The 19,491-nt window shown below is 61.8% G+C and carries 20 protein-coding genes; 17 read left to right on the top strand and 3 right to left on the bottom strand.

What is annotated here, in order from left to right:
- Together ACO41U_RS06730 and ACO41U_RS06735 are read left to right on the top strand one after the other, a co-directional pair.
- Positions 1-693, top strand: a 693-nt coding sequence (locus ACO41U_RS06730; protein ID WP_485942585.1) for a PstA family ABC transporter permease, incomplete at its 5' end; no start/stop codon positions are given.
- Positions 690-1,463, top strand: coding sequence for a phosphate ABC transporter ATP-binding protein (locus ACO41U_RS06735; RefSeq protein ID WP_298779095.1), 774 nt, complete (start codon positions 690-692; stop codon positions 1,461-1,463). The genes ACO41U_RS06730 and ACO41U_RS06735, both read left to right, overlap by 4 nt.
- A 48-nt stretch (positions 1,464-1,511) precedes the next feature.
- On the opposite strand, the gene ACO41U_RS06740 is transcribed toward ACO41U_RS06735, so the two are convergent.
- Positions 1,512-2,345, bottom strand: coding sequence for a P-loop NTPase (locus tag ACO41U_RS06740; RefSeq protein ID WP_485942587.1), 834 nt, complete (start codon positions 2,343-2,345; stop codon positions 1,512-1,514).
- Between the two features lie 196 nt (positions 2,346-2,541).
- Between ACO41U_RS06740 and ACO41U_RS06745 the strand changes: the two genes are divergently transcribed.
- The 15 genes from ACO41U_RS06745 to cas2 all read left to right on the top strand — a co-directional run bounded on the left by ACO41U_RS06745 (position 2,542) and on the right by cas2 (position 17,463).
- Positions 2,542-3,531, top strand: a complete 990-nt coding sequence (locus ACO41U_RS06745; protein WP_485942590.1) for a Bug family tripartite tricarboxylate transporter substrate binding protein — start codon at positions 2,542-2,544, stop codon at positions 3,529-3,531.
- A gap of 78 nt (positions 3,532-3,609) precedes the next feature.
- Complete coding sequence (locus ACO41U_RS06750; RefSeq protein WP_485942592.1) at positions 3,610-4,155, top strand: tripartite tricarboxylate transporter TctB family protein; 546 nt, start codon at positions 3,610-3,612, stop codon at positions 4,153-4,155.
- A 21-nt stretch (positions 4,156-4,176) separates the two neighbouring features.
- A complete protein-coding gene (locus ACO41U_RS06755; RefSeq protein ID WP_485942594.1) occupies positions 4,177-5,685 on the top strand; it encodes a tripartite tricarboxylate transporter permease in 1,509 nt (502 codons plus the stop codon).
- A gap of 76 nt (positions 5,686-5,761) precedes the next feature.
- Positions 5,762-6,070: a citrate lyase acyl carrier protein gene (gene citD, locus ACO41U_RS06760; RefSeq protein WP_015556819.1), complete on the top strand. Its 309-nt coding sequence runs from the start codon at positions 5,762-5,764 to the stop codon at positions 6,068-6,070.
- On the top strand, positions 6,067-6,978 hold the full coding sequence (locus ACO41U_RS06765; protein ID WP_485942596.1) for an aldolase/citrate lyase family protein: 912 nt from the start codon (positions 6,067-6,069) through the stop codon (positions 6,976-6,978). Before citD ends, ACO41U_RS06765 begins: the two co-directional genes overlap by 4 nt.
- 1 nt (position 6,979) lies before the next feature.
- A complete protein-coding gene (citF, locus tag ACO41U_RS06770) occupies positions 6,980-8,536 on the top strand; it encodes a citrate lyase subunit alpha (protein ID WP_298778177.1) in 1,557 nt (518 codons plus the stop codon).
- A gap of 196 nt (positions 8,537-8,732) precedes the next feature.
- Positions 8,733-9,491 carry a CRISPR-associated endoribonuclease Cas6 gene (gene cas6 / locus ACO41U_RS06775; protein WP_485942599.1) on the top strand — a complete coding sequence of 253 codons (759 nt, stop codon included), beginning with the start codon at positions 8,733-8,735 and terminating at the stop codon, positions 9,489-9,491.
- A 190-nt stretch (positions 9,492-9,681) separates the two neighbouring features.
- The gene (locus ACO41U_RS06780) at positions 9,682-11,271 is read left to right on the top strand and encodes a TM1802 family CRISPR-associated protein (RefSeq protein ID WP_485942601.1); all 1,590 of its coding nucleotides are present in this window, start codon (positions 9,682-9,684) and stop codon (positions 11,269-11,271) included.
- Between the two features lie 5 nt (positions 11,272-11,276).
- Positions 11,277-11,720, top strand: a complete 444-nt coding sequence (locus ACO41U_RS06785) for a TM1802 family CRISPR-associated protein (RefSeq protein ID WP_298778183.1) — start codon at positions 11,277-11,279, stop codon at positions 11,718-11,720.
- 1 nt (position 11,721) lies between these two features.
- On the top strand, positions 11,722-12,630 hold the full coding sequence (gene cas7b / locus ACO41U_RS06790; RefSeq protein WP_485942603.1) for a type I-B CRISPR-associated protein Cas7/Csh2: 909 nt from the start codon (positions 11,722-11,724) through the stop codon (positions 12,628-12,630).
- Between the two features lie 7 nt (positions 12,631-12,637).
- Positions 12,638-13,363, top strand: a complete 726-nt coding sequence (gene cas5b / locus ACO41U_RS06795) for a type I-B CRISPR-associated protein Cas5b (protein ID WP_485942605.1) — start codon at positions 12,638-12,640, stop codon at positions 13,361-13,363.
- On the top strand, positions 13,302-15,641 hold the full coding sequence (gene cas3 / locus ACO41U_RS06800) for a CRISPR-associated helicase Cas3' (RefSeq protein WP_485942607.1): 2,340 nt from the start codon (positions 13,302-13,304) through the stop codon (positions 15,639-15,641). The genes cas5b and cas3 overlap by 62 nt, the downstream gene beginning before the upstream one ends.
- A 9-nt stretch (positions 15,642-15,650) precedes the next feature.
- Positions 15,651-16,160 (top strand): CRISPR-associated protein Cas4, encoded by a 510-nt coding sequence (gene cas4 / locus ACO41U_RS06805; protein ID WP_485942609.1) that lies wholly within the window; start codon positions 15,651-15,653, stop codon positions 16,158-16,160.
- Between the two features lie 27 nt (positions 16,161-16,187).
- Positions 16,188-17,198: a type I-B CRISPR-associated endonuclease Cas1b gene (cas1b, locus tag ACO41U_RS06810; protein WP_485942611.1), complete on the top strand. Its 1,011-nt coding sequence runs from the start codon at positions 16,188-16,190 to the stop codon at positions 17,196-17,198.
- A gap of 1 nt (position 17,199) precedes the next feature.
- Positions 17,200-17,463 carry a CRISPR-associated endonuclease Cas2 gene (gene cas2, locus ACO41U_RS06815; RefSeq protein ID WP_485942613.1) on the top strand — a complete coding sequence of 88 codons (264 nt, stop codon included), beginning with the start codon at positions 17,200-17,202 and terminating at the stop codon, positions 17,461-17,463.
- Positions 17,464-17,883: 420 nt separating this feature from the next.
- Here cas2 and ACO41U_RS06820 read toward each other — a convergent pair whose 3' ends face one another.
- Together ACO41U_RS06820 and ACO41U_RS06825 are read right to left on the bottom strand one after the other, a co-directional pair.
- Positions 17,884-18,867 carry an IS5 family transposase gene (locus ACO41U_RS06820; protein ID WP_485942614.1) on the bottom strand — a complete coding sequence of 328 codons (984 nt, stop codon included), beginning with the start codon at positions 18,865-18,867 and terminating at the stop codon, positions 17,884-17,886.
- Positions 18,868-19,237: 370 nt separating this feature from the next.
- The coding region (locus tag ACO41U_RS06825) for a hypothetical protein (protein WP_485942616.1) at positions 19,238-19,491 on the bottom strand (254 nt) is incomplete at its 5' end.

The following is a 19,491-nucleotide window of genomic DNA, read 5'->3' on the forward strand; positions in this document are numbered from 1 at the left end:
CTGTCCCCTGCTCCGATGTCATTTCTGGACATGGCGTTGGCGCCGGGCCTGGCCTGCGGCGTCTACCTGGCCTGCTTCGCGGGGCGCAGGGAGAGGGACTGGATCGGCGGGTGCGTGGACGTGCTGGCGGGGGTCCCCTCCATCGTGATGGGGCTCTTCGGCCTTCAACTGATCATCCTGCTGCGCCGGACGTTCCTGCCGCAGGGGACCACCTGCCTGCTGCTGGCGGCCTTCTGCCTCGCCGTTTTGATCCTGCCTGTGCTGGTGACGTCGGTTCGGGCCGCCCTGGAGGCGCTGCCCCAGGGGTTGGCGCTCACGGCCAGCGCTCTGGGCATGACGCGGGGACAGTCCGTCCTTCGCCTGCTGCTGCCTGCGGCCGCTCCTGGGATCCTGGGCGGGGTCATCCTGGCGATGGGGCGCGCCATGGAGGACACGGCCGTCATCATGCTGACGGGGGCCGTGGCCAACGCGGGGCTGCCCGCAGGGCTGACCTCCAAGTTTGAGGCACTCCCCTTTAAGGTCTACTACACCGCGGCGCAGTATTCGGGGCCGGAGGAGTTGGCTCAGGGGTTCGGCACGGCCTCCGTCCTGCTCCTGCTCTCCGCGGTGCTGATCCTGGGCGCGAGTGCGCTGCAGGGACGGCTGACGCGGCGCTGGCGGGGCGCGGCCGGGAGGGGAGGGATCGGATCGTGAGCGACCTCTCGTCCTGCGCGGAGCTGCGCGGCCTCGCCGTGTCCTTCTTCGGGCGGCGAGTGCTGAAGGGCCTGGACCTTCGCTTCCCGGCGCGAAGGATCAGCGTCATCCTGGGGCGGTCCGGGTCCGGGAAGTCCACGCTGCTGCGCTCCATCAATCGGTTGAACGAGTGTTTCGAGGGGTACGAGGAGGAGGGAGAGGTCCGCGTCCTGCTGGGCGGGGCGATGCGCCCCACGCGGGGGGACGGCGCGCCCTCCCCGCACGAGCTGAGGCGTCGGGTGGGCATGGTCTTTCAGTCCCCCAACCCCCTGCCGATGAGCATCCGGCGCAACCTGACCCTGCCGCTCGAGCTGGCGTCCCCCGCGCGGCCGTCGAGGCAGGAGGTTCGGGAGACCCTCCAAAAGGCCCTGGAGCGGACGGGCCTCTGGGACGAGGTGCGGGACCGGCTGGACGCCCCCGCAGCCTCCCTCTCCGGCGGGCAGCAGCAGCGCCTCTGCCTGGCGCGGGCGCTGGCCCTGGGGCCGGAGCTCCTGCTGCTGGACGAGCCGACCTCCTCCCTGGACCGGGCCGCGGCGGCGCGGATCGAGGACATGCTCCTGTCCATGAGGGACCGCGTGTCCATCGTCCTGGTGTCCCACAGCCTCACCCAGGCGCGCCGACTGGCGGATTTCGCCGTCGTGCTGGCCGAGGGGCGCCTGCTCCGGACCTTCGACGCCCCGTCCCTGGAGGCGGCCATCGACGACGGCTCCCTGGTGCGCGAGGTCTTCTGATAGGGAGCGGGCCTGCGCGTTGCGCGCAGGGCGCTTCTCCTCCGGCTTTTAAGCGTGCGCCCCCTTGCCCGACCGCTGGATCGCGTCCAGGATGCCGTCGAGCCAGGGGCCCTCCAGGTCCTCGACCCGTCCCCGGTCGCAGAGCTCCGCAAAGCGCGGGTCCATGGGGATGTGGGCCACGGCGCCGACGCCAAGGGCCTTCGCCTCGTCCTCCGCATGGCCGCGGCCGAAGATGTGGTGTCGCTTCCCGCAGTCGGGGCACTCGAAGTACGCCATGTTCTCCACGATGCCCAGGACGGGGATCTTCATGAGGCGGGCCATGTGGAACGCCTTCTTCACGATGAGCCCCACGAGCTCCTGAGGCGAGGTCACGACGACGATGCCGCTCACGGGGAGGGACTGAAAGACCGTCAGGGGGACGTCGCCCGTTCCGGGCGGCATGTCCACGAACAGGCAGTCCAGCTCCCCCCAGTCCACGTCCTCCCAGAACTGGGTGACCGTCCCGGCGATGACGGGCCCTCGCCACACGACGGGGTCCTCCTCCCGCGGCAGGCAGAGGTTCATGGAGATGACCTCCGTGCCGTCCCGCGTGACGGCGGGGAGGATGGCCTTGCCATCGGAGAAGACCTTCTCGTGGAGGCCGAACATCTTGGGGATGGAGGGGCCGGTGATGTCCGCGTCCAAAATTCCCGTCCGCATCCCCCGTCTTCTGCCCCCTGAGGCCAGGAGGGCCGTCACCAGGGATTTGCCGACGCCGCCCTTGCCGCTGACGACGCCCACCACGCGCGCCACCCTGTTCTCCCGTTTCGTCGCCGCCTTTGCCGCTGGCGCCGCGCAGCCCGCGGCGCAATGATCGCAGTTGTGATCGCAGTGCTCGCTCATGTGACCTGCTCCTTTGCTGTTCCCCCGCCGCCGCGCCCCGAATCCAAAGGCCGGATTCAAAGACGAGGGCGGCTTCGTCAAAACGGACATCTCATATTATAATATAAGCGACCTGCGCCGCGTGGGCGGCGGGGTGCTGCCATCCTTAAACGTTTCAATTTTCTGGAGTTTGTTTTTGAGAGGGAGGGAATCTGTTGTGAGAAAGTTCCTGTGTGCGCTGTTGGCGTTGGCGCTGGTGTCGGTCGGTGCGGCTGGGGCGTCGGCGGAGTGGAAGTTCGAGCGCAAGGTGGACCTGGTCTGCCCCTGGGGCGTCGGCGGAGGCGCGGACAGCACGCTTCGGCCCATGGCCGCCCTGCTGAAGGACATTCTGGGCGTTCAGGTGGAGGTCGTCAACGTCGAGGGCGGAAGCGGGGTCAACGGCGTGGAGTACACCTACAAGCAGCCGGCGGACGGCTACACCTTCATGCTGGGCACGCAGAGCCTGATCATGCAGGACCTGCAGGGTGCCACGTCCATGAACTTCAAGGACGAGTTCATCCCCGTCGTGAAGCTGGTCCACTCCATCAACATCATCGCTGGCTCCAAAAAGGCCATGGAGGCGAAGGGCTACCACAACTTCTCCGAGCTGTACGAGTACGCCAAGGCCCACCCCTACGAGGTGAGCGTCGGCATGCTGACGGTGACGGGCGCGGACGGCGCCTCCCTGCGCCAGACGCTGGAAGGCCTCGCCGTCAATGAGGTCGCCTATGGCGGCGGCGCCGAGATGAACTCGGCCCTCGTCGGCGGGCACATCGACATGATGATCACCGGCACGGACGAGATCGCGGGGTTGATCGAGGCGGGCGACATCGTCCCGCTGTGCGCCATCAGCGAGAAGCGCATGAAGCTCTACCCGGACATGCAATGCACGGGCGAGCTGGGCATCAACTCCTACATCGGCACCTGGCGCGGCCTCTTCGCCAAGAAGGGAACGCCCCAGGAGGCCATCGACGCGCTGCTTGCGGCCGTCAAACAGGCCGTCGAAACGCAGACATGGCAGGACTTCCTGAAGGCCGGAGCCTACGACGAGCGCCCTGGCTTCGCCGGGCCTGAGGAGTTCGGCCAGCTCTTCGAGAGCGAGTACAAGGCCTTCACGGACTACCTGGAGTCCGAGGAAGTCCTGAAGAAGGACTACTACGCGAAGTAGTGGAGAACCTTTGACGAAGGGGGCCGGGGCCTTTCTGCCCCACCCCCTTTGCTGTATCCGGGAAGGGGTGCGGAACCGTTGTTTGAGCTGATTTGCAACGCGCTTTTGTGGCTGGCGCTCCTCTACGTGTACTTCTTCCACGTGACGGAGGCGCCGATCCCCGTCAAGGTTCAGAAAAACCCGTACGCGCTGAGCCCGGACGTCTGGCCCAGGGCCATCGTCATCCTGCTGCTCGTCTTCATCGCCGTCAACATCGTCCGAATCCTCCGCAGGAACCGGGACAATCCGGACTTCTCCCTGAGTGGCTTCGGGGCCCACTCCGCTGAGTTCCTCAAGAGCCGCACGTTCCTGGGCATCCTCCTGGTGCTGGGGGCGAGCTTTGCCCTGGAACCGCTGGGCTTCATGGGGACGTGCTTCCTGATGCTCCTCCTCTACGGGCTGCTCCTGGGAGATCGCCGCATCCTGCGGCTCGTCGTCCTGTCGGCGGCGATCACCGTGCTGCTCTACGCGGTGTTCGGGGTCCTCCTGTCCGTCAACCTTCCTCGCGGCACGCTCCCCCAGGCGCGGGATTTCGCCCTGTACGTCGAGTCGCTGATCGCGCAGACGAAGGCCGCGATCTTCTAAATTTCCGGGAGGTGAGAGAAAATGTCCACATGGGAATTGCTGCAGAGCGGGTTCGGCGTCCTGATGGACCCCTACACGTTCATGATGATGGCCTTCGCCATCGTCGTGGGAACGATCTTCGGCGCGCTGCCGGGCGTCAGCGCCACGATGGCCGTGGCCCTGGGCCTGCCCTTCACCTACAGCATGAAGCCCGTTCCGGCCATCGTCTTTCTGGTCGCCGTCTACTGTTCCTCCATCACGGGCGGCAGCATCACGGCCATTTTGTTCAAGATACCTGGCGTGCCGTCCAGCGCCCCCACGACGTTCGACGGCTACCCCATGGCCCAGCGCGGCGAGGCGGGAAAGGCGCTCGGCATCGCGCTTGGCAGCTCGGCCATCGGCGGTCTGGTGTCCGCGTTCTGTATGCTCCTGCTCTCCCCGCAGCTGACGCAGGCGGCGCTCTCCTTCAGTCCGGCGGATATCTTCGCCATCACGTTCATGGGGCTGTCCATCCTGACCTGCCTCGACTCCAGGAACATCCTCCGCACGGTGATCTCCGGCCTGCTGGGGCTGCTCCTGGCCTGCGTCGGGCAGGACACGATGTACGCCGTGCAGCGCATGACGTTCGGCTCGACGCAGTTGATCGCGGGGCTTGAGATGATCCCTGTCCTCATCGGCATCTTTGCCGTGACGGAGGTGCTGAAGCAGACGGGGACGGACAAGCGCCTGAAGGCGGAACAGGGCGTGGGGGGCGGCAGCGTCAGCACGAAGATGCCCTCCTTCAGCGAATGGTGGGGCATCAAGTGGCTCCTCGCGCGGTGCTCCATCATCGGGACGATCATCGGCATCCTGCCCGGGGCGGGGGCGACCATCGCCTCCTTCCTGTGCTACTCGACGGAGACGAAGCTGTCGAAGTACCCGGAGAAGTTCGGCACGGGCATCATCGACGGCATCGCCGCCTCCGAGACGGCGAACAACGCCGCCACGGGCGGCTCCATGGTGCCCCTGCTATCGCTCGGCATCCCCGGCGGCAATGCGGCGGCCGTCATGATGAGCGCGCTGGTCCTGAAGGGCGTCCAACTGGGGCCGCTCCTTCTGAAGAACCAGCCGGAGTACCTCAGCGCGACGTTCGCCTCCATGTTCGTCACGAACATCCTGATGGTCGTGGTGGCCATCTTCATCGCGCGCATCTTCGCCAAGGTCCTGGCGGTGCCGTACTCCTACCTGGGGCCCATCATCATCATGCTGGCCCTCATCGGCTCCTACGCCACGAACATGAGCATCGCGGACGTCAAGATCATGGCCGTGGCGGGCATCGCCGGCCTGGCGTTCTCCGCCTGCCGCTTCAACAGCGCCGCGCTGATCCTGGGCCTCGTGCTGGGCACGATATGCGAGGGCAACTTCAGCCGCGCCTTCACCCTCTCCCACGCGAACCTCGCCGCGATGTTCGCCCGCCCCGTGGCCGGCACGCTGATGGCCGTCAGCGTCGTGCTGCTGCTCTACCCGGTGGTTGCGCCCCTCTTCAAAAAGGGCTGCAAGGGCGAAGCGTGAGGGGCCGGCGCCGTTCTGACCTCGGAGGACGCTGCCGGAAGGGGGCGTTCGTCGAATTTGTCCATGGAGGTGTGCGATGGAACTGAAGACGACGGGGGTGGCGGGCACGCTGGAGTCCAGCGACGTCATGGTCACCCTTGAGCCGGCCGACTCAGGCGGGATCAAGCTCCTTTTGGAGAGCACGGTCCTGAAGCAGTACGGGCGGCAGATTCGGGAGACGACGCTCGCCACGCTGGAGCGCCTGGGCGTGAGGAACGCCGGCGTCACCGTGAACGACCACGGCGCGCTGGACTGCACCATCAAGGCGCGCATCGAGTGCGCCTACTACCGTGGCTGCGGGTGCGGCCCGGACGACAGGATTCCCTGGGGAGGCGATGTGCGATGATCCCGCGCCCCAAGCCGGAGCGGTTCCGCCTGCGCCGGACGATGCTGTTCATGAACGCACAGAGGCCCGGCCTGATCAAGGACGCCTACGTCTACGGCGCGGACTCCATCATGCTGGACCTGGAGGACGCCGTGGCGGAGAACCAGAAGGACTCCGCCCGCTTCTCGCTGTACCACGCGCTGAAGGAGGTCGATTACGGGGACACGGAGGTCATCGTCCGCATCAATGGGCTGGACACGCCCCACTGGCGCGAGGACGTCCGCGTCTGCGTGGCGGGGGGCGCCGACGGGCTCCGCATCGCCAAGACCGAGAGCGCTCAGGATGTCCGGGCCGCGGAGGAGGCGACGCTGGCCGCGGAGCGCGAGTTCGGCGTCGAGGAGGGGCGGACGCTGCTCATGGCGGCCATCGAGAGCCCCAGGGGCGTCCTGAACGCCTACGAGATCTGCACGGCGTCGCCGCGGCTCTTCGGCGTCGCGATATCGGGCGGCGACTACCGAAAGTGTATGCAGGTCAAGGTGGTGCCGGGCGGCATCGAGATGCTGGCGGCCCGGGGGCACCTGCTCATCGCCGCGCGGGCGGCGGGGGTGCAGTGCTTCGACACGGTGTTCACCAACCTGGACGACGACGAGGGCTTCCGCGCGGAGGTCCAGCAGAACAAGGACATGGGCTTTGACGGAAAGTCTCTGATCAACCCCCGCCAGATACCGATCGTCCACGAGATGCTGGCCCCCACGCAGAGGGAGATCGCGGACGCGGAGAAGATCGTTCGAGCCTTCCGCGAGAACGCGGACAAGGGCGTCGGCGTCTTCACGATCAACGGCAAGATGGTTGACGTGGCCTTCGTCCCCGGAGCGGAGCGCGTGATCCGGCTTGCCAAGGCGAGCGGTGTGTACGAGGGGGACCTTTAGGATGAAGAACGCAGTCGGCAGAGAGATACCCGACGAGCTGCTGAAGGAGGGCTGGAAGGTCTACCAGGGCGCGGGGCACCGCGACGGCGAGCTCCTGAAGAAGCAGGGCCCGCGCACGCGCATCGGCGAGAAGCCCCAGGGAAGCAAGCTGGTGGGGAGCCTTCGGGAGGCCATTCAGCGGTGCGGGCTGAGGGACGGCATGACGATCTCCTTCCACCACCACTTCCGGGACGGCGACTACGTCGCCAACCTGGTGATGAAGGAGGTGGCGGAGCTGGGCATCCGGGACGTCACCATCGCGGCCTCCAGCCTGGGCGCCGCCCACGACCCCATCGCCCGTTACATCGAGGAGGGCGTCGTGACGGGGCTGCAGACCAGCGGCATCCGGGGCCGGATGGGGGAGGTGGTCTCCCAGGGCAGGCTGAGGACGCCCGCCATCCTACGCAGCCACGGCGGACGGGTCCGCGCCATCGAGGAGGGGGAGGTCCACATCGACGTGGCCTTCATTGGCGCGCCGACCTCCGACGAGTGCGGCAACGCGCGGGCCGTGGGCGGGCGCAGCGACTGCGGCGTGCTGTCCTACGCCATGGCGGACGCGGAGTACGCCGACAGGGTGGTCGTCATCACGGACACGCTGGTCCCCTATCCCAACTTCCCCGCCAGCATCCACGGCATCGACGTGGATTACGTCGTCAAGGTGGACGAGATCGGGGACCCAAAGAAGATCGCCACGGCCGCGGCGCGCATGACCCAGAACCCCAGGGACCTGATGATGGCGGAGACGGCGGCGAAGGTCATGGCCGCTACGCCCTGGTTCAAGGACGGCTTCAGCTTTCAGACGGGCGCGGGGGGGCCCTCCCTGGCCGTGAACCGCTTCATCGAGCCCCTGATGCGCGAGCGCGGCATCCGGATGCGGTGGGCCATCGGCGGCATCACGGGCTCCATCTGCGAGTTGATGGACAAGGGGCTGGTGGACGCGATCCTCGACACTCAGGACTTCGACGTCGCCGCCATCGAGCACATCGGGAAGAGCCCCCGCCACTTCGAGATATCCGCCAGCGAGTACGCCAACCCGGCCAACAAGGGCGCGCTCATCAACAAGCTGGACTTCGTCGTCCTCGCGGCTCTGGAGGTGGACACGGACTTCAACGTCAACGTCATCACGGGATCGGACGGCGTTCTGCGGGGCGCGCCGGGCGGGCACCCGGACACGGCGGCCTCCGCCAGGTGCTGCATCATCGTGACGCCCCTGACGCGCGGACGTATGCCCACGGTCTGCGAGAGCGTCGTGACCGTCACGACGCCGGGGGACTGCGTGGACGTTTTGGTGACGGACTACGGCACGGCGGTGAACCCTGCCCGGCAGGACATCGTCGAGTGTCTGGACAAGGCGGGCATCCGGCACGTGCCCATCAAGGCGCTTCAGGAGAAGGCCTACGCGCTGGTGGGCCGGCCGGACCCGCTGCGGTGGAAGGATCGGGTCGTCGCGATCCTGGAGGCGCGGGACGGCAGCATCCTGGACGTGGTGCGGGAGGTCATGCCCTACGAACCACTTTAAAGCGCGGCTCGCAGGGGCCGCAGGCCGCTTGACGGGGGACGCCGCAGGGCGTCCCTCATTTTGTGCCAACTTGTATCGGCTTATCTCGTCGCATTGATTTTGCCCCCCGATTTTGTACAATAGGGGCGGCCTGGCGCCGCGGGGCGTGCAGGTGCCGTCCCGTTCTATAATTAGCCCGATGGAGGGAGGAAATCCCGTGCACATCACCCTGTGGTTCGAAGTGCCCGATCGGGGGGCGGAGGACGCCTTTATCCGCGTCCCGCGCTCCAACCTGCACCTGTTTCAGTCCCTGATCTACTCCGTTCTGCCGCCCGATCGGGCGGCGTTCCTGCACGACGAGGGCTACCGCGTCTATGGACGGCGGATGAAGCTCTTTGCCATGAGCTGGCCCATCGCGGCCCGCCTGCCGAGCTTCGAGGCGGAGGCGGTTCGCTTTCCCCTGCCCGTCCGGCTGGTGATCTCGACGCCCGTGACGGACACCATGGACGGCGTCGCAGGGGGCGCCCTGGCCGCGCGGGAGCTTCGCATCGGCAACAACGTCGTCCTCTGCAGCCGCGTCCTTGCGGAGCAGCAGTGGGCGGAGGAGGGGAGCCTGACGGTACGGACGCTCTCGCCCATCTCCTGCTACTCCCAGACGGAGCGGGAGGGCAGGCCTTACACCGTCTACCTGACGCCGGAGGACCCGGCCTTTGTCGTTTCGGTGCGCAACAACCTGTTGCGCAAATTCCGGGCCCTGTACCCGGACCGCGAGCCGCCCAGCGGGGACGTGAGCGTCAGGCCCCTGGGCAAGGTTCGCGAGCGCGCGGCGCTCTTCAGCCCCAAGACCCGCTTCCCCATCAAGGGGTGGGACGGGCGCTTCCGCCTCGATGGGCCGCGGGAGCTTCTGCAGGTCGCTCTGGACTGTGGCCTGGGCGCGAAGAACAGCGCGGGATGGGGGTGCGTGACGAAGGAGTAGAGGGGACATAATGCTCCTTGCTTTCAGAAATGATTCCCGACGTGGGGATGGAAACATGATTTATCTCATCATGTTTTCTGAGAACCTTCCTGTTTTAGGTATTAGATATATCATCAATTATTGACATTCTGATGCTGCCGCATTAGACTTGTTTTGAGGGGAATGAGCTTCAATTCAAGGAGGTGTCGTTTTGGGTTTCGTTGACGCGCTGCATGCGTTGGGACGGAGGGAATTGGAGCGGTCGGGGAGTGGCGACTTCGCGGATGTCGACAGTTTTTTCCAGATGCCGATGGATTTGATCGAATCCGACAACGAATCGGCACGGCGGCTGCCGGGAAAGGAGCTCCAGGTCTGGCTGGAAGTGCCGGATGCCAAGGTGGAGTGCCTCGATGTGAGGGGCATCCGCGAGATCGAGATCGCGGATTTTTGGGGAGGAGGGGGCGACGATCGGGCGAAGAAGCGCCGCTACCTCTACCGGGATCCTGTGAGCCCGGCTGCGACGTGGCGCTATTCGCCGCTCTACAAGCTTGGTAAGGGGGTGGTTGACGGCCAAAAAGCCCTGGTGGGGAGTGGGAATTGGAGGGACGACAAGGATTCGCGTTTCTTCAAACTCCACAAATCGACGTTGTGGGCCTTTGAGGAGCAGGGCGTCTTCTCGCCGGGCAGCGTGGACCGCATCATGGACGCCCTTGTCGCGAGGGTGGAACGTTTGGCTGAGCTCTGGTCGGACAGAAGGAGGTCCTACCTCCTGATTTTCGGCGCGTCCGACCCGGAGCGTTTTTTCTATCCTGTGGACACCCCTGCCTTCCTTGCCCATTTTCGTTCCCGGCTTGCCGGTGTTTCCGGAGCGGATCCAGGGGCTGCCAAAAATAAAAAAAACAAACAACAACACAGTGTGTCCTGTGGAGTGTGTCACGGGCCGACTTCCGCTCCGGTCAATATGGACAAGGTCTTTGCCTTTGCGACGTTCGACAAGAAGAGCTTCCTGCCGGGGCTTGAGGACGGCGATGCTTCTAAGGCCAAGGTCTTTCCTCTCTGCGCCGACTGCTACCGTCTTCTCTCCGAGGGACGCAACGTCATCGACGCGAAGTTTTTGGACGCAAAGAGCGTCTATAACGTCAGGATCTATACGGTTCCCGAATTGTTGACGGGGAACGTCAATCAGAAGTATCTGGAACAAAAGACGAAGGACTTTCTCCAGACCGGGCTTCAGAACGCACCCTTTCTGGCCGAGCGCGTGCTGGAACAGGAGGACAGCCTGACGTATCATTTCGTGTTCTGGGAACAGAATCAGGCTCAGGAGAGGCTCCTGTTGATGGTGGAGGACGTGCCGCCCTCCAGGCTGCGCAGGCTGAACGATCTGTGGTGCCAAACGGTCTCCGCGACCGGACTGTTCGCCCCAAGGGGACGTTTTGCCCCAGAGGCGGACGAGGCAGGGGCGGATCCGAATGCCGCCACCTTGTATCAGGGTATTCGGATCATTTTTGGAACGCTGACGGCGCTGGCCGGAAAAAATGATGGAGATGCTGCAGTGCTGCGCGATTGGCTTTTGGGCCTGATCGGTCATCTTCTCGGTGGGGAGCGCGTCGATATCGAAAGGGTGAAGGGCGCTGTCGTGTCCCGCCTGCAAGGGTTGTGCGCGGATTCCGATTGGGTGGCACGATACAGCGCTGCGACGGCGCGGCGATGGAATGCCATCGTGGATTTTCTATACAGGGCCAACGAGAGCGTTTCGTCCGTTCCCGAAGGTGGGGAGCGGCAAATTGGGAAAAAGGGGTGAGCGTCGTGCGTCTGGATTTTTTTGAGGATTTTCAGGACCCTTATCTTCAAAAACCGGAGGGCAGGGGAATTTTTCTCGCCGGTCTGGTCCTGGGGATGATCGCGCGCGGGCAGGTGGGGAAGGGAGGGGCCATCGATGCCTCTCCCATGTACAAGCAGCTGCACTTCGGACGGATGCAGCGACGGGATCTTCTGCGTCTGATGGCGCGTGTGCCGGAGTTGGGCAGGGTTTACAACATACCCTATGCAGGGATGATCGAGTCCCTCTGCGCCGAGGCGGGAAAGCTGCTGATGGAGGGGGAGCCACAAGAGCTTGGAGTGGAGGGAAACTTCGCCTTTTCCATCGCCTTTCTGAACGCACCGGACTATTTCTTCGGCAGGATTTTTAAGAAACAGGCGGAAGAAGAGGGCATGAGCCAGGATTTGGAATCGAGAGAGGAGGAAAATTAAAATGTCGTTTGAGCAGCGCCGGGAGCTTCTGTTCGTTTACAGCGTTAAGGACGCCAACCCCAATGGGGACCCGCTCAACGCGAATCATCCCCGTTTCGACGAGGACAGCGGCCAGGTTCTGGTTTCGGACGTCCGCGTCAAGAGGACGGTTCGGGACCAGTGGCTGAGGGAGGGACGGGATGTCTTCGTCGATGGGGAGACTAAAACCCTCAAGAGCCGCGTGGCGGAGCTGAAGGAAAAGCTGGGAGTGACAAAGGGACAGGAAGCGTTGTCGCGTTGTATCGACACGAGGCTTTTTGGCGTGACCTTCGCTTTGGGCAGCGAGTCCTTTGCCTGGACGGGGCCCGTGCAGTTCAAGTGGGGCCGTTCGCTTCACCGCGCTGCGGTCGAGACCGTTCAGGGGACGGCCGCCTTCGCCACCAAAGAGGGCAGTGAGCAGCGTTCCTTCCGGAGCGAGTACATTGTCCCGTTTGTCCTTATTGCGGATTATGCGATCGCCAACCAGCACGCTTCCCTGACTACGGGTGCGACTGACGAGGATATTGACGCCCTCTTCTCGGCTCTCTGGAAGGGGACGGCCAACCTGATCACCCGCAGCAAGGTGGGGCATATGCCGCGCTTCCTGCTGGAGGTGCGCTACGCAAAGGGCTTTGACGGCATCGTTGGGGCGATGGACGAGAAGGTCAGGCTCCTGGGGGCGGACGGGCATATCCTGAGCGCCGACGAGCAGCTTGCCCTTCGTTCCTGCGACGAGGTGTTCCTCGACATCACGGCTCTGTCCTCTGCCCTGAGCCGGGTCTCTCAGGATGTGGAACGGGTAAGGATCCTGCATGAAATGGATTTGAAGGTCAAGGGGCTTGAGGAATTGAAGGCCCTTCTTGGAGGGAAGCTGGCGCTGGAAGCGAGGTGAGCCCCAAATGGCCGTCATGTTCGATTGTTCGTCCGACATGGCCCTGTTCCGCAAACCCTACACGACAACCTCCTCGGTCTCCTTCGCGTTCCCACCGCCTTCGGCTATAGCGGGCCTTGTCTCCGCGATCGTCGGCCTGGACAACGGGGCTTCGGGAAATGCTTCCCATGCGGACTACTGGAAGGAGCTTGCGGGAACTCGCGTCACCGTCGCCCTTCTCAGGCAGACGCGTTGGCTGCGGGCAGCCGTAAACTTCTGGAACGTCAAAAATCCGCAGACTACACCGCATATCCAGGTCAAGCATCAGTTCGTGGCTTCGCCCCGCTACCGCGTCTATGTTTCGGGCGGGATCGAGGATCGTTTGAAACATTATCTGGAGGAAGGACGTTTTGTCTACACGCCGTATCTTGGCGTGGCTTACGCCCTTGCGCAGATAGATTATATCGGTGCTTGTGACCCCCAGCCCATGGGCGAGGGGGAAGTGCGGGTCGATACGGTGGTCCCCTGGGCGGGGGAGGGAATGGAGCTTAATTTGGCCGAGTCGGGAGGGATATTCAGCGAACGGGTTCCCTTCAGGCTGACGACGGAGCGGGCACTGGCGGAAAGCGTCAAGGTCGTCTATTCTGCGGACGTGAACCGTCCGTTGTGCGTGCGCAAAAGGGGGGAGCTGCATGTCACGCGATGTGCCGCGCGAGGCGTGGAGGACATCGTTGCGTGGTTCCCTGAGTGGTGACCTGAAGAGCCACCCTGGAAAGCGCCTGATCGACCATCTTCTAGGAACGGCGGATCTGGCCCGGCAGATCGTCGAGTTCCATGGGCTGGAAGATATCGCTTTCGACGTCGAGGCCGCAGCTCTGACCCATGATCCGGGAAAGGCCGATCCGGAGTTCCAGAAGTACCTCATGGGGAAGGGAAAGGGAGTGAACCACTCGCTCCCTTCCTCCTTCTTTACGTTTTCCCTGCAACAGGATAATAAGGATCCGTTCGATGCCTTCTTCAGCGTGGAGGCGGTGCGCCGGCATCACGCAAAAATTGAGGATTGGGGTGCGAGTTCCCCCTTTTGGGCAGGCTATCGCGCATCCTGGAAAAAGATTGGGGAGGATATGAGCGCTTTGCTTCCCCAATGGCCCTGTCCTCTGGACGAGCGCTGCTGGAAGAAATTCATCTATGCCATCGACGACCGCTATCCCGATGACTACCCCTTTCCCGATTATTGGTTGAGGCTGCGCAGCGTCCTCTCGGTTCTGGTTGCCGGGGACCGTTTGGACGCCATCAACGTGAAGGCGATGAACCTTCAGTCCCTGCCCGATTTCACTCCCTATCCTTTTTCCAGCGTTGCCAAAGCGTCGGAGCGTAGGCGGGTAACGGATGCCTGGCGCTCGGAGGTCGCGGAAAGCTGCCTGCGCAGTGTCGCGGAGATTCGCTCTCCCGGCCTCTTCACCCTGACCCTGCCGACCGGGGCGGGCAAGACCAACATCGGGCTCAGGACGGCTCATACCCTGGCAAAGAATCTGGGGTATTCCACGATTGTCTACGCCCTGCCCTTTATCAGCATCGTGGAACAGAACGCGGAGTTCGCAAAAAAGGTCTTTGGTGCCGAGTTCGTCCAGGAGGAACACAGCCTGATGCTCGCCGGACTGGACGATGGGGATGAGGCGGAGAATAATGAGGCGCCGGAGTACGACATCCCCGGAACGGGGGCAGGGGCGGACAGGACGATGGCTTGGCGGCGCTCGATGCGGCTCTTTCGGTATTGGGGGTCCCCGGTGATCGTTACGACGATGGTTCAGCTCTGGAACACGATCTTCAATCCCAAGGCCGGGGCGACGATCGACTTCCATCGGCTCCGCAACGCGGTCGTGCTGATGGATGAGCCCCAGGGCATCGACTGCCACCTCTGGCCGGAGCTGGGGAAGGTCCTGACGTTCATTCATGAGCGCTGGGGGACCGTCTTTATCCTGATGACGGCCACGCAGCCCAGGATTTTCGAGGGGACGGAGCTGGCTCCGTGCGTCCGTTTCCCCTTCAACCGGCATCGCTATCGTTTTGTCGAGGGGAAACATCTTTTGAGCGATTTACCCGGGCTTTTAAGGGAACGCATCCCTGCGTTTTCGGAGTCGTCCGGGATGTTGGTGTTCAATACACGCGGTTCGGCAAGAGCGGCTTACGATCTTCTAAGACCAATTTTTGGCGATGCGCCGGTCTTCATGCTCAGTCGTTGGATGACCCCCAAGCATCGCCGTGAAACTTTGAAGGAGATCAAGAGCCTGGAGGTGAGCGGGAAACGACATTACCTCATTGCGACCCAAGTGGTGGAGGCTGGGGTTGACTTGGACTTTGAGTGGGCCTTCCGCGACCTTGCGCCTTTGGACAGCCTCGTTCAGGTGGCGGGGCGGTGCAACCGCAGCGGAGAGCGAGAGGACGGTTTTGTGCTGATCACGGCCTTGCAGAACGAGAACGGCCGTTCTTTTGCGGGGCCGATCTATGATGACGTGTTGATGGACCATACCCGCCTGTTGCTGGAAGAGTCGCCGGAATTTGACGAGCGGGACGTCCCGGACATCGTGGCCCGTTATTACGAAAAAATTTCAAGTTCCATCGAACCTAAAGCCTTATGGAGAGATATCGAGGAGGGGAACTGGGGCGATTACACCCCCCTGTTTAAAGAGATGGATTTTGACGTCCCCGTCTACGTCGATCACGACGGCGATCTGGACGACCTCCTGAATGAGTTAATGACCCTGGATAGGACGCTGGACAACAGGGAGCGGCTGAAAACCCTGAACAACCGTCTGCAGCAGTATGCGATCGGAGTCAGAAAGGACCTGCTGAAGGAATGGCTGGATCGAGTTGGAAATTTCGTCGGCGGCAGCTCTCAGAATCCCCTGGAACAGTATGGAGATTATTGTGTGATTCGGCGCCCTGGCATTGGTGAGGGGGCCGACAGCCCGTATCATCCTATGGCTGGCTTCTCTCCTTGCCGTCAAGGTGCTGGATTGGACGATTGGTGAGAATCGGCCATGGTTTTTTCCGAGGATGCACGCATTGGCGGTACTCTGGTTTGGTACTGGAGCATCTGCGCCCGGCAGGTCTGGCTCATGGCTCGAGGAATTGAACCGGAACCCAGGGATGAATTCCTCGCCCTGGGCCGCCTGATCGATCAGAACAGCTACGCCCGCGAGCGGCATCAGGTGGCGTTCGAGGACAACAGGTTCGACTTCGTTCAGGGCACGGATGGAGATCTGGTGGTCTGTGAGGTGAAGAAGAGCAGCCGCGCGGAGCGGTCTGCGCGGTTGCAGCTTGCCCATTACCTCTACGATCTTCGGAAGGCCGGGATCGAGGCCAGAGGGGTTCTGATGTTCCCCACCGAGAAGAAGCGCGTCGAGGTGGCGCTGACGGACGAGCTCATGGCGGAGCTCGACGCCACCTATGACGAAATCGGGGCGCTCGTTCGGCAGGACGCCCCGCCTGCAGCGGCGTCCTGCAAGTACTGCGGCAAGTGCGCCTATGCCGAGTATTGTTGGGGCTAAGTTGTCTTAAGAGGGAGGAGGGGCGAGATGGGCAAGACCCTATATCTTTTGAGCTCCGGAGCGCTACGGCGCAAGGACAACACGCTGTTTGTGGAGAGGGCGGGCGAGCCGGGGCAAAAACCGCGCTTTCTGCCCGTGGAGACGACGGACGAGATCATGGTGTTGGGTGACCTGGAGCTCAACAAGAGCCTTTTGGAGTTTTTGACCCAAAAACAGATCATCCTCCATTTTTTCAACTATCATGGCTATTACACAGGGACCTATTACCCGCGCGAACACATGAACTCAGGGGCCGTCATCCTGGCTCAGGCGGCGCACTACATGGATGGCGGCAAACGTCATGCTCTGGCCTCGGCCCTCATCGTCGGCGCGATTCAGAACATGCGCAAGGTGGTGGGATACTACCAGCGCCGGGCTTCGCTGGAGGTCCAGGACATTCTGGAGGACCTGGAGCGTTTCGAGGACCTGGCGCCACGGAGCGAGGACGTCCCCGGCCTGATGGGAATCGAGGGCAACGTCCGAAATCGGTACTACCAATTCTTCGATCGACTGGTTCAGGATGAGGGCTTCAAGATGCTGGAACGGACCCGCCGTCCGCCGACCAACCGCATGAACGCGCTGATCAGCTTCCTGAACTCCATGTGCTACATTCTCGCGCTGTCGCAGATCTACAGGACGCACCTGGACCCGCGCATCGGCTTCCTGCACGAGACGAACTTTCGGCGGTTCAGTCTGAATCTGGACCTTGCGGAGATATTCAAACCGATCCTCGTCGACCGCCTGATTTTTTCTCTGGTCAACAAGCGAGAGATTCAGGAAAAGCACTTTGAAAAGGAGACGGGCGGCGGCATCTACCTGAACGACCGGGGGCGCGAGGTCGTCTTGCGCGCCTGGGAGGCGCGGGTCAACGAGACGATCGAGCATCCGCGTTTGAAGCGCAACGTCAGCTATCGGGGTCTGGTGCGCATGGAGGCCTATAAGCTCCAGAAGCACATTCTGGGCGACACACCCTACGAGCCCTTTGTGAGCAGGTGGTGAGGTGTTCGTCCTGATGTTCTATGACGTGGGGGAGAAGCGCGTCGGCAAGGTCCTGAAGACGGCGCGGCGCTACCTCACGTGGATTCAGGACTCGGTACTGGAGGGCGAATTGACGCCCGCTTCCATGGCCGCGCTGAAGATGGACGTACATAAGGTGCTGGACCTGCAATATGACAGCGTGCTATTCTACGTGTGGCGCACGGAGCGCTACATGTCGCGCGAGGTTCTTGGCGTGGAGCGGGGAGAGACGGACTTTTTGGTGTAGCAGGCGGCAACGGGTTGGGTGAACCGGAAAATCCAGCCCTTTTGAAGTCCTGCAACGCAAATTGATAACTTCATAGCAGGTTCAAATTTCTGCGTCGCCCCTGATGGAAAAAGAGCAGGGGCCGGCGCAGATTGAGAAAGCGCTTGCTGTCTTGATGTAACGGCTTTTAAAGCTTCCTTTAGCAGGGGTGGAAACTGAGGAGCTTGTAAATCTCCTCCTTGCTCGTGATGACTTTTAAGGAAGCGCTGAATAAAGCAGGAAGGATGTGTAAGTTTTTTGGTGTGTCGAAATTGGCAGATAATACACCAGAAATTAATCGACTTTCAAGAAAAATTCAAATAAAATCCTCTTCTGTAATGCTTCTGTAACGCTTAGGGGGGTATCCTGCCCTCTTTTGGGTACAATACCCCCTTGATTCCCTCATCGACTTGGCTTCCCCGCCCAGCTCCACATCAACAGATTCGCGCTGCCAAACAGAGTGTACAGACGGGTCAGGTTCTTTGACAAACCTCGATACACCGTCTTGCGATAACCAAACAAAACCTTCACAATCCGAAACGGATGCTCCACCTTGCTCCTCACCGAGGACTTCCTCCGCTCTTCCTTCCTTTCCACCTCCAGCGCATAACCCTGGTATTGCCTGCTCAACGTACCCGGACGGCGATTGATCCGATACTCTATCCGGCTCTTTTTCTCATCCGACATGATCTCCGCACGCTTCTCTATCCCTATAAAGCCTGCATCTCCGTAGACCGTCTCGTCATCTTCCCGGATAAGTTCCGATGCCTGCGTTATATCCTGTGCATTCGCCGGCGTCACCGTTACCGTGTGTGTATACCCGCTCCCGGCGTCCACTCCGATGTGCGCCTTCATCCCGAAGTACCATTGATTGCCTTTCTTCGTCTGGTGCATCTCCTGGTCCCGTTCTCCGGATGCGTTATTCGTTGAGCTCGGTGCCTGGATTATCGTCGCATCCACTATCGTGCCTCCGCGCATCATGCATCCTTTTGACTCCAGGAGCTGGTTGATGGCTTCGAACATCTTTTTCCCCAGTCCCTGCTCCTCGAGCAAACGGCGAAACTTCAGAAGCGTTGTCGCGTCCGGAGCCTGCTCATCATGGAAGTTCAGTCCCATGAAGCTTCGTATTGCGTAACTGTCGTATATCGCGTCCTCCACCATCGCGTCAGACAGGTTGAACCACGACTGAACCAGGTACATGCGCAACATGACCTCTATTCCCCTGGGGGGACGACCCCGGTCCCCCTTAGGGTAGAAGGGACGAATGAGTTCAATCCATTCGGACCAGGGAATTATTTCATCCATCATCTTCAAGAAGCTCTCCCGCTTCGTGATGCGCTTGCGGTTGGCGTATTCAAGGTCGCTGAAACTGCGCTGTCCAGGCATGGTGCACCTCCAAAGAGTTTTCTCTATTCTCTCACATGGCCCCATGGTTCGTTCTTTTAAACAAAATAAACTATGATTTATTCAGCGCTTCCTTAAAGCTTCCTTTAGCAGGGTTGGAAACGTGATATCCCGGCGCCGCCGGCCTGCGGTCAGGAACTCGATCTCCGGCGATATATCCATCCAAGTGTATTTGGAGGTACAATAGAATGGATTCAAGACGTTGACGACGTGCGTGTTTCGCAAATTGACAACTTCACAGCAGGTTCAAATTTCTGCGTCGCCCCAGGATAGTGCAAAAAGCGTGGAGGGGCGACGCAGGTTTAAAAAAGCTGTTGACCCTTGTTACAGCAGTGTCCATTTTCATTTTGCTTCATCCGGATATTGGCACAATGTGGTATACTCTTTTTGCTAACCTTGCTCCTGTCTTGATGCGGCGGCTTCCGAAACTTCCTCTAAGGGATGGAAACGGGAAAAAATCGAGGACGCCACGACTAAGCCCTTCACCTTCCGAAACTTCCTCTAAGGGATGGAAACTGCCTATTGCGCAGATAACACCCGTCGCAATTCCCCTTCCGAAACTTCCTCTAAGGGATGGAAACCCGGTACTCGAATCAGCCCAAGGCC

Source organism: Fretibacterium sp. (genome assembly GCF_057312375.1).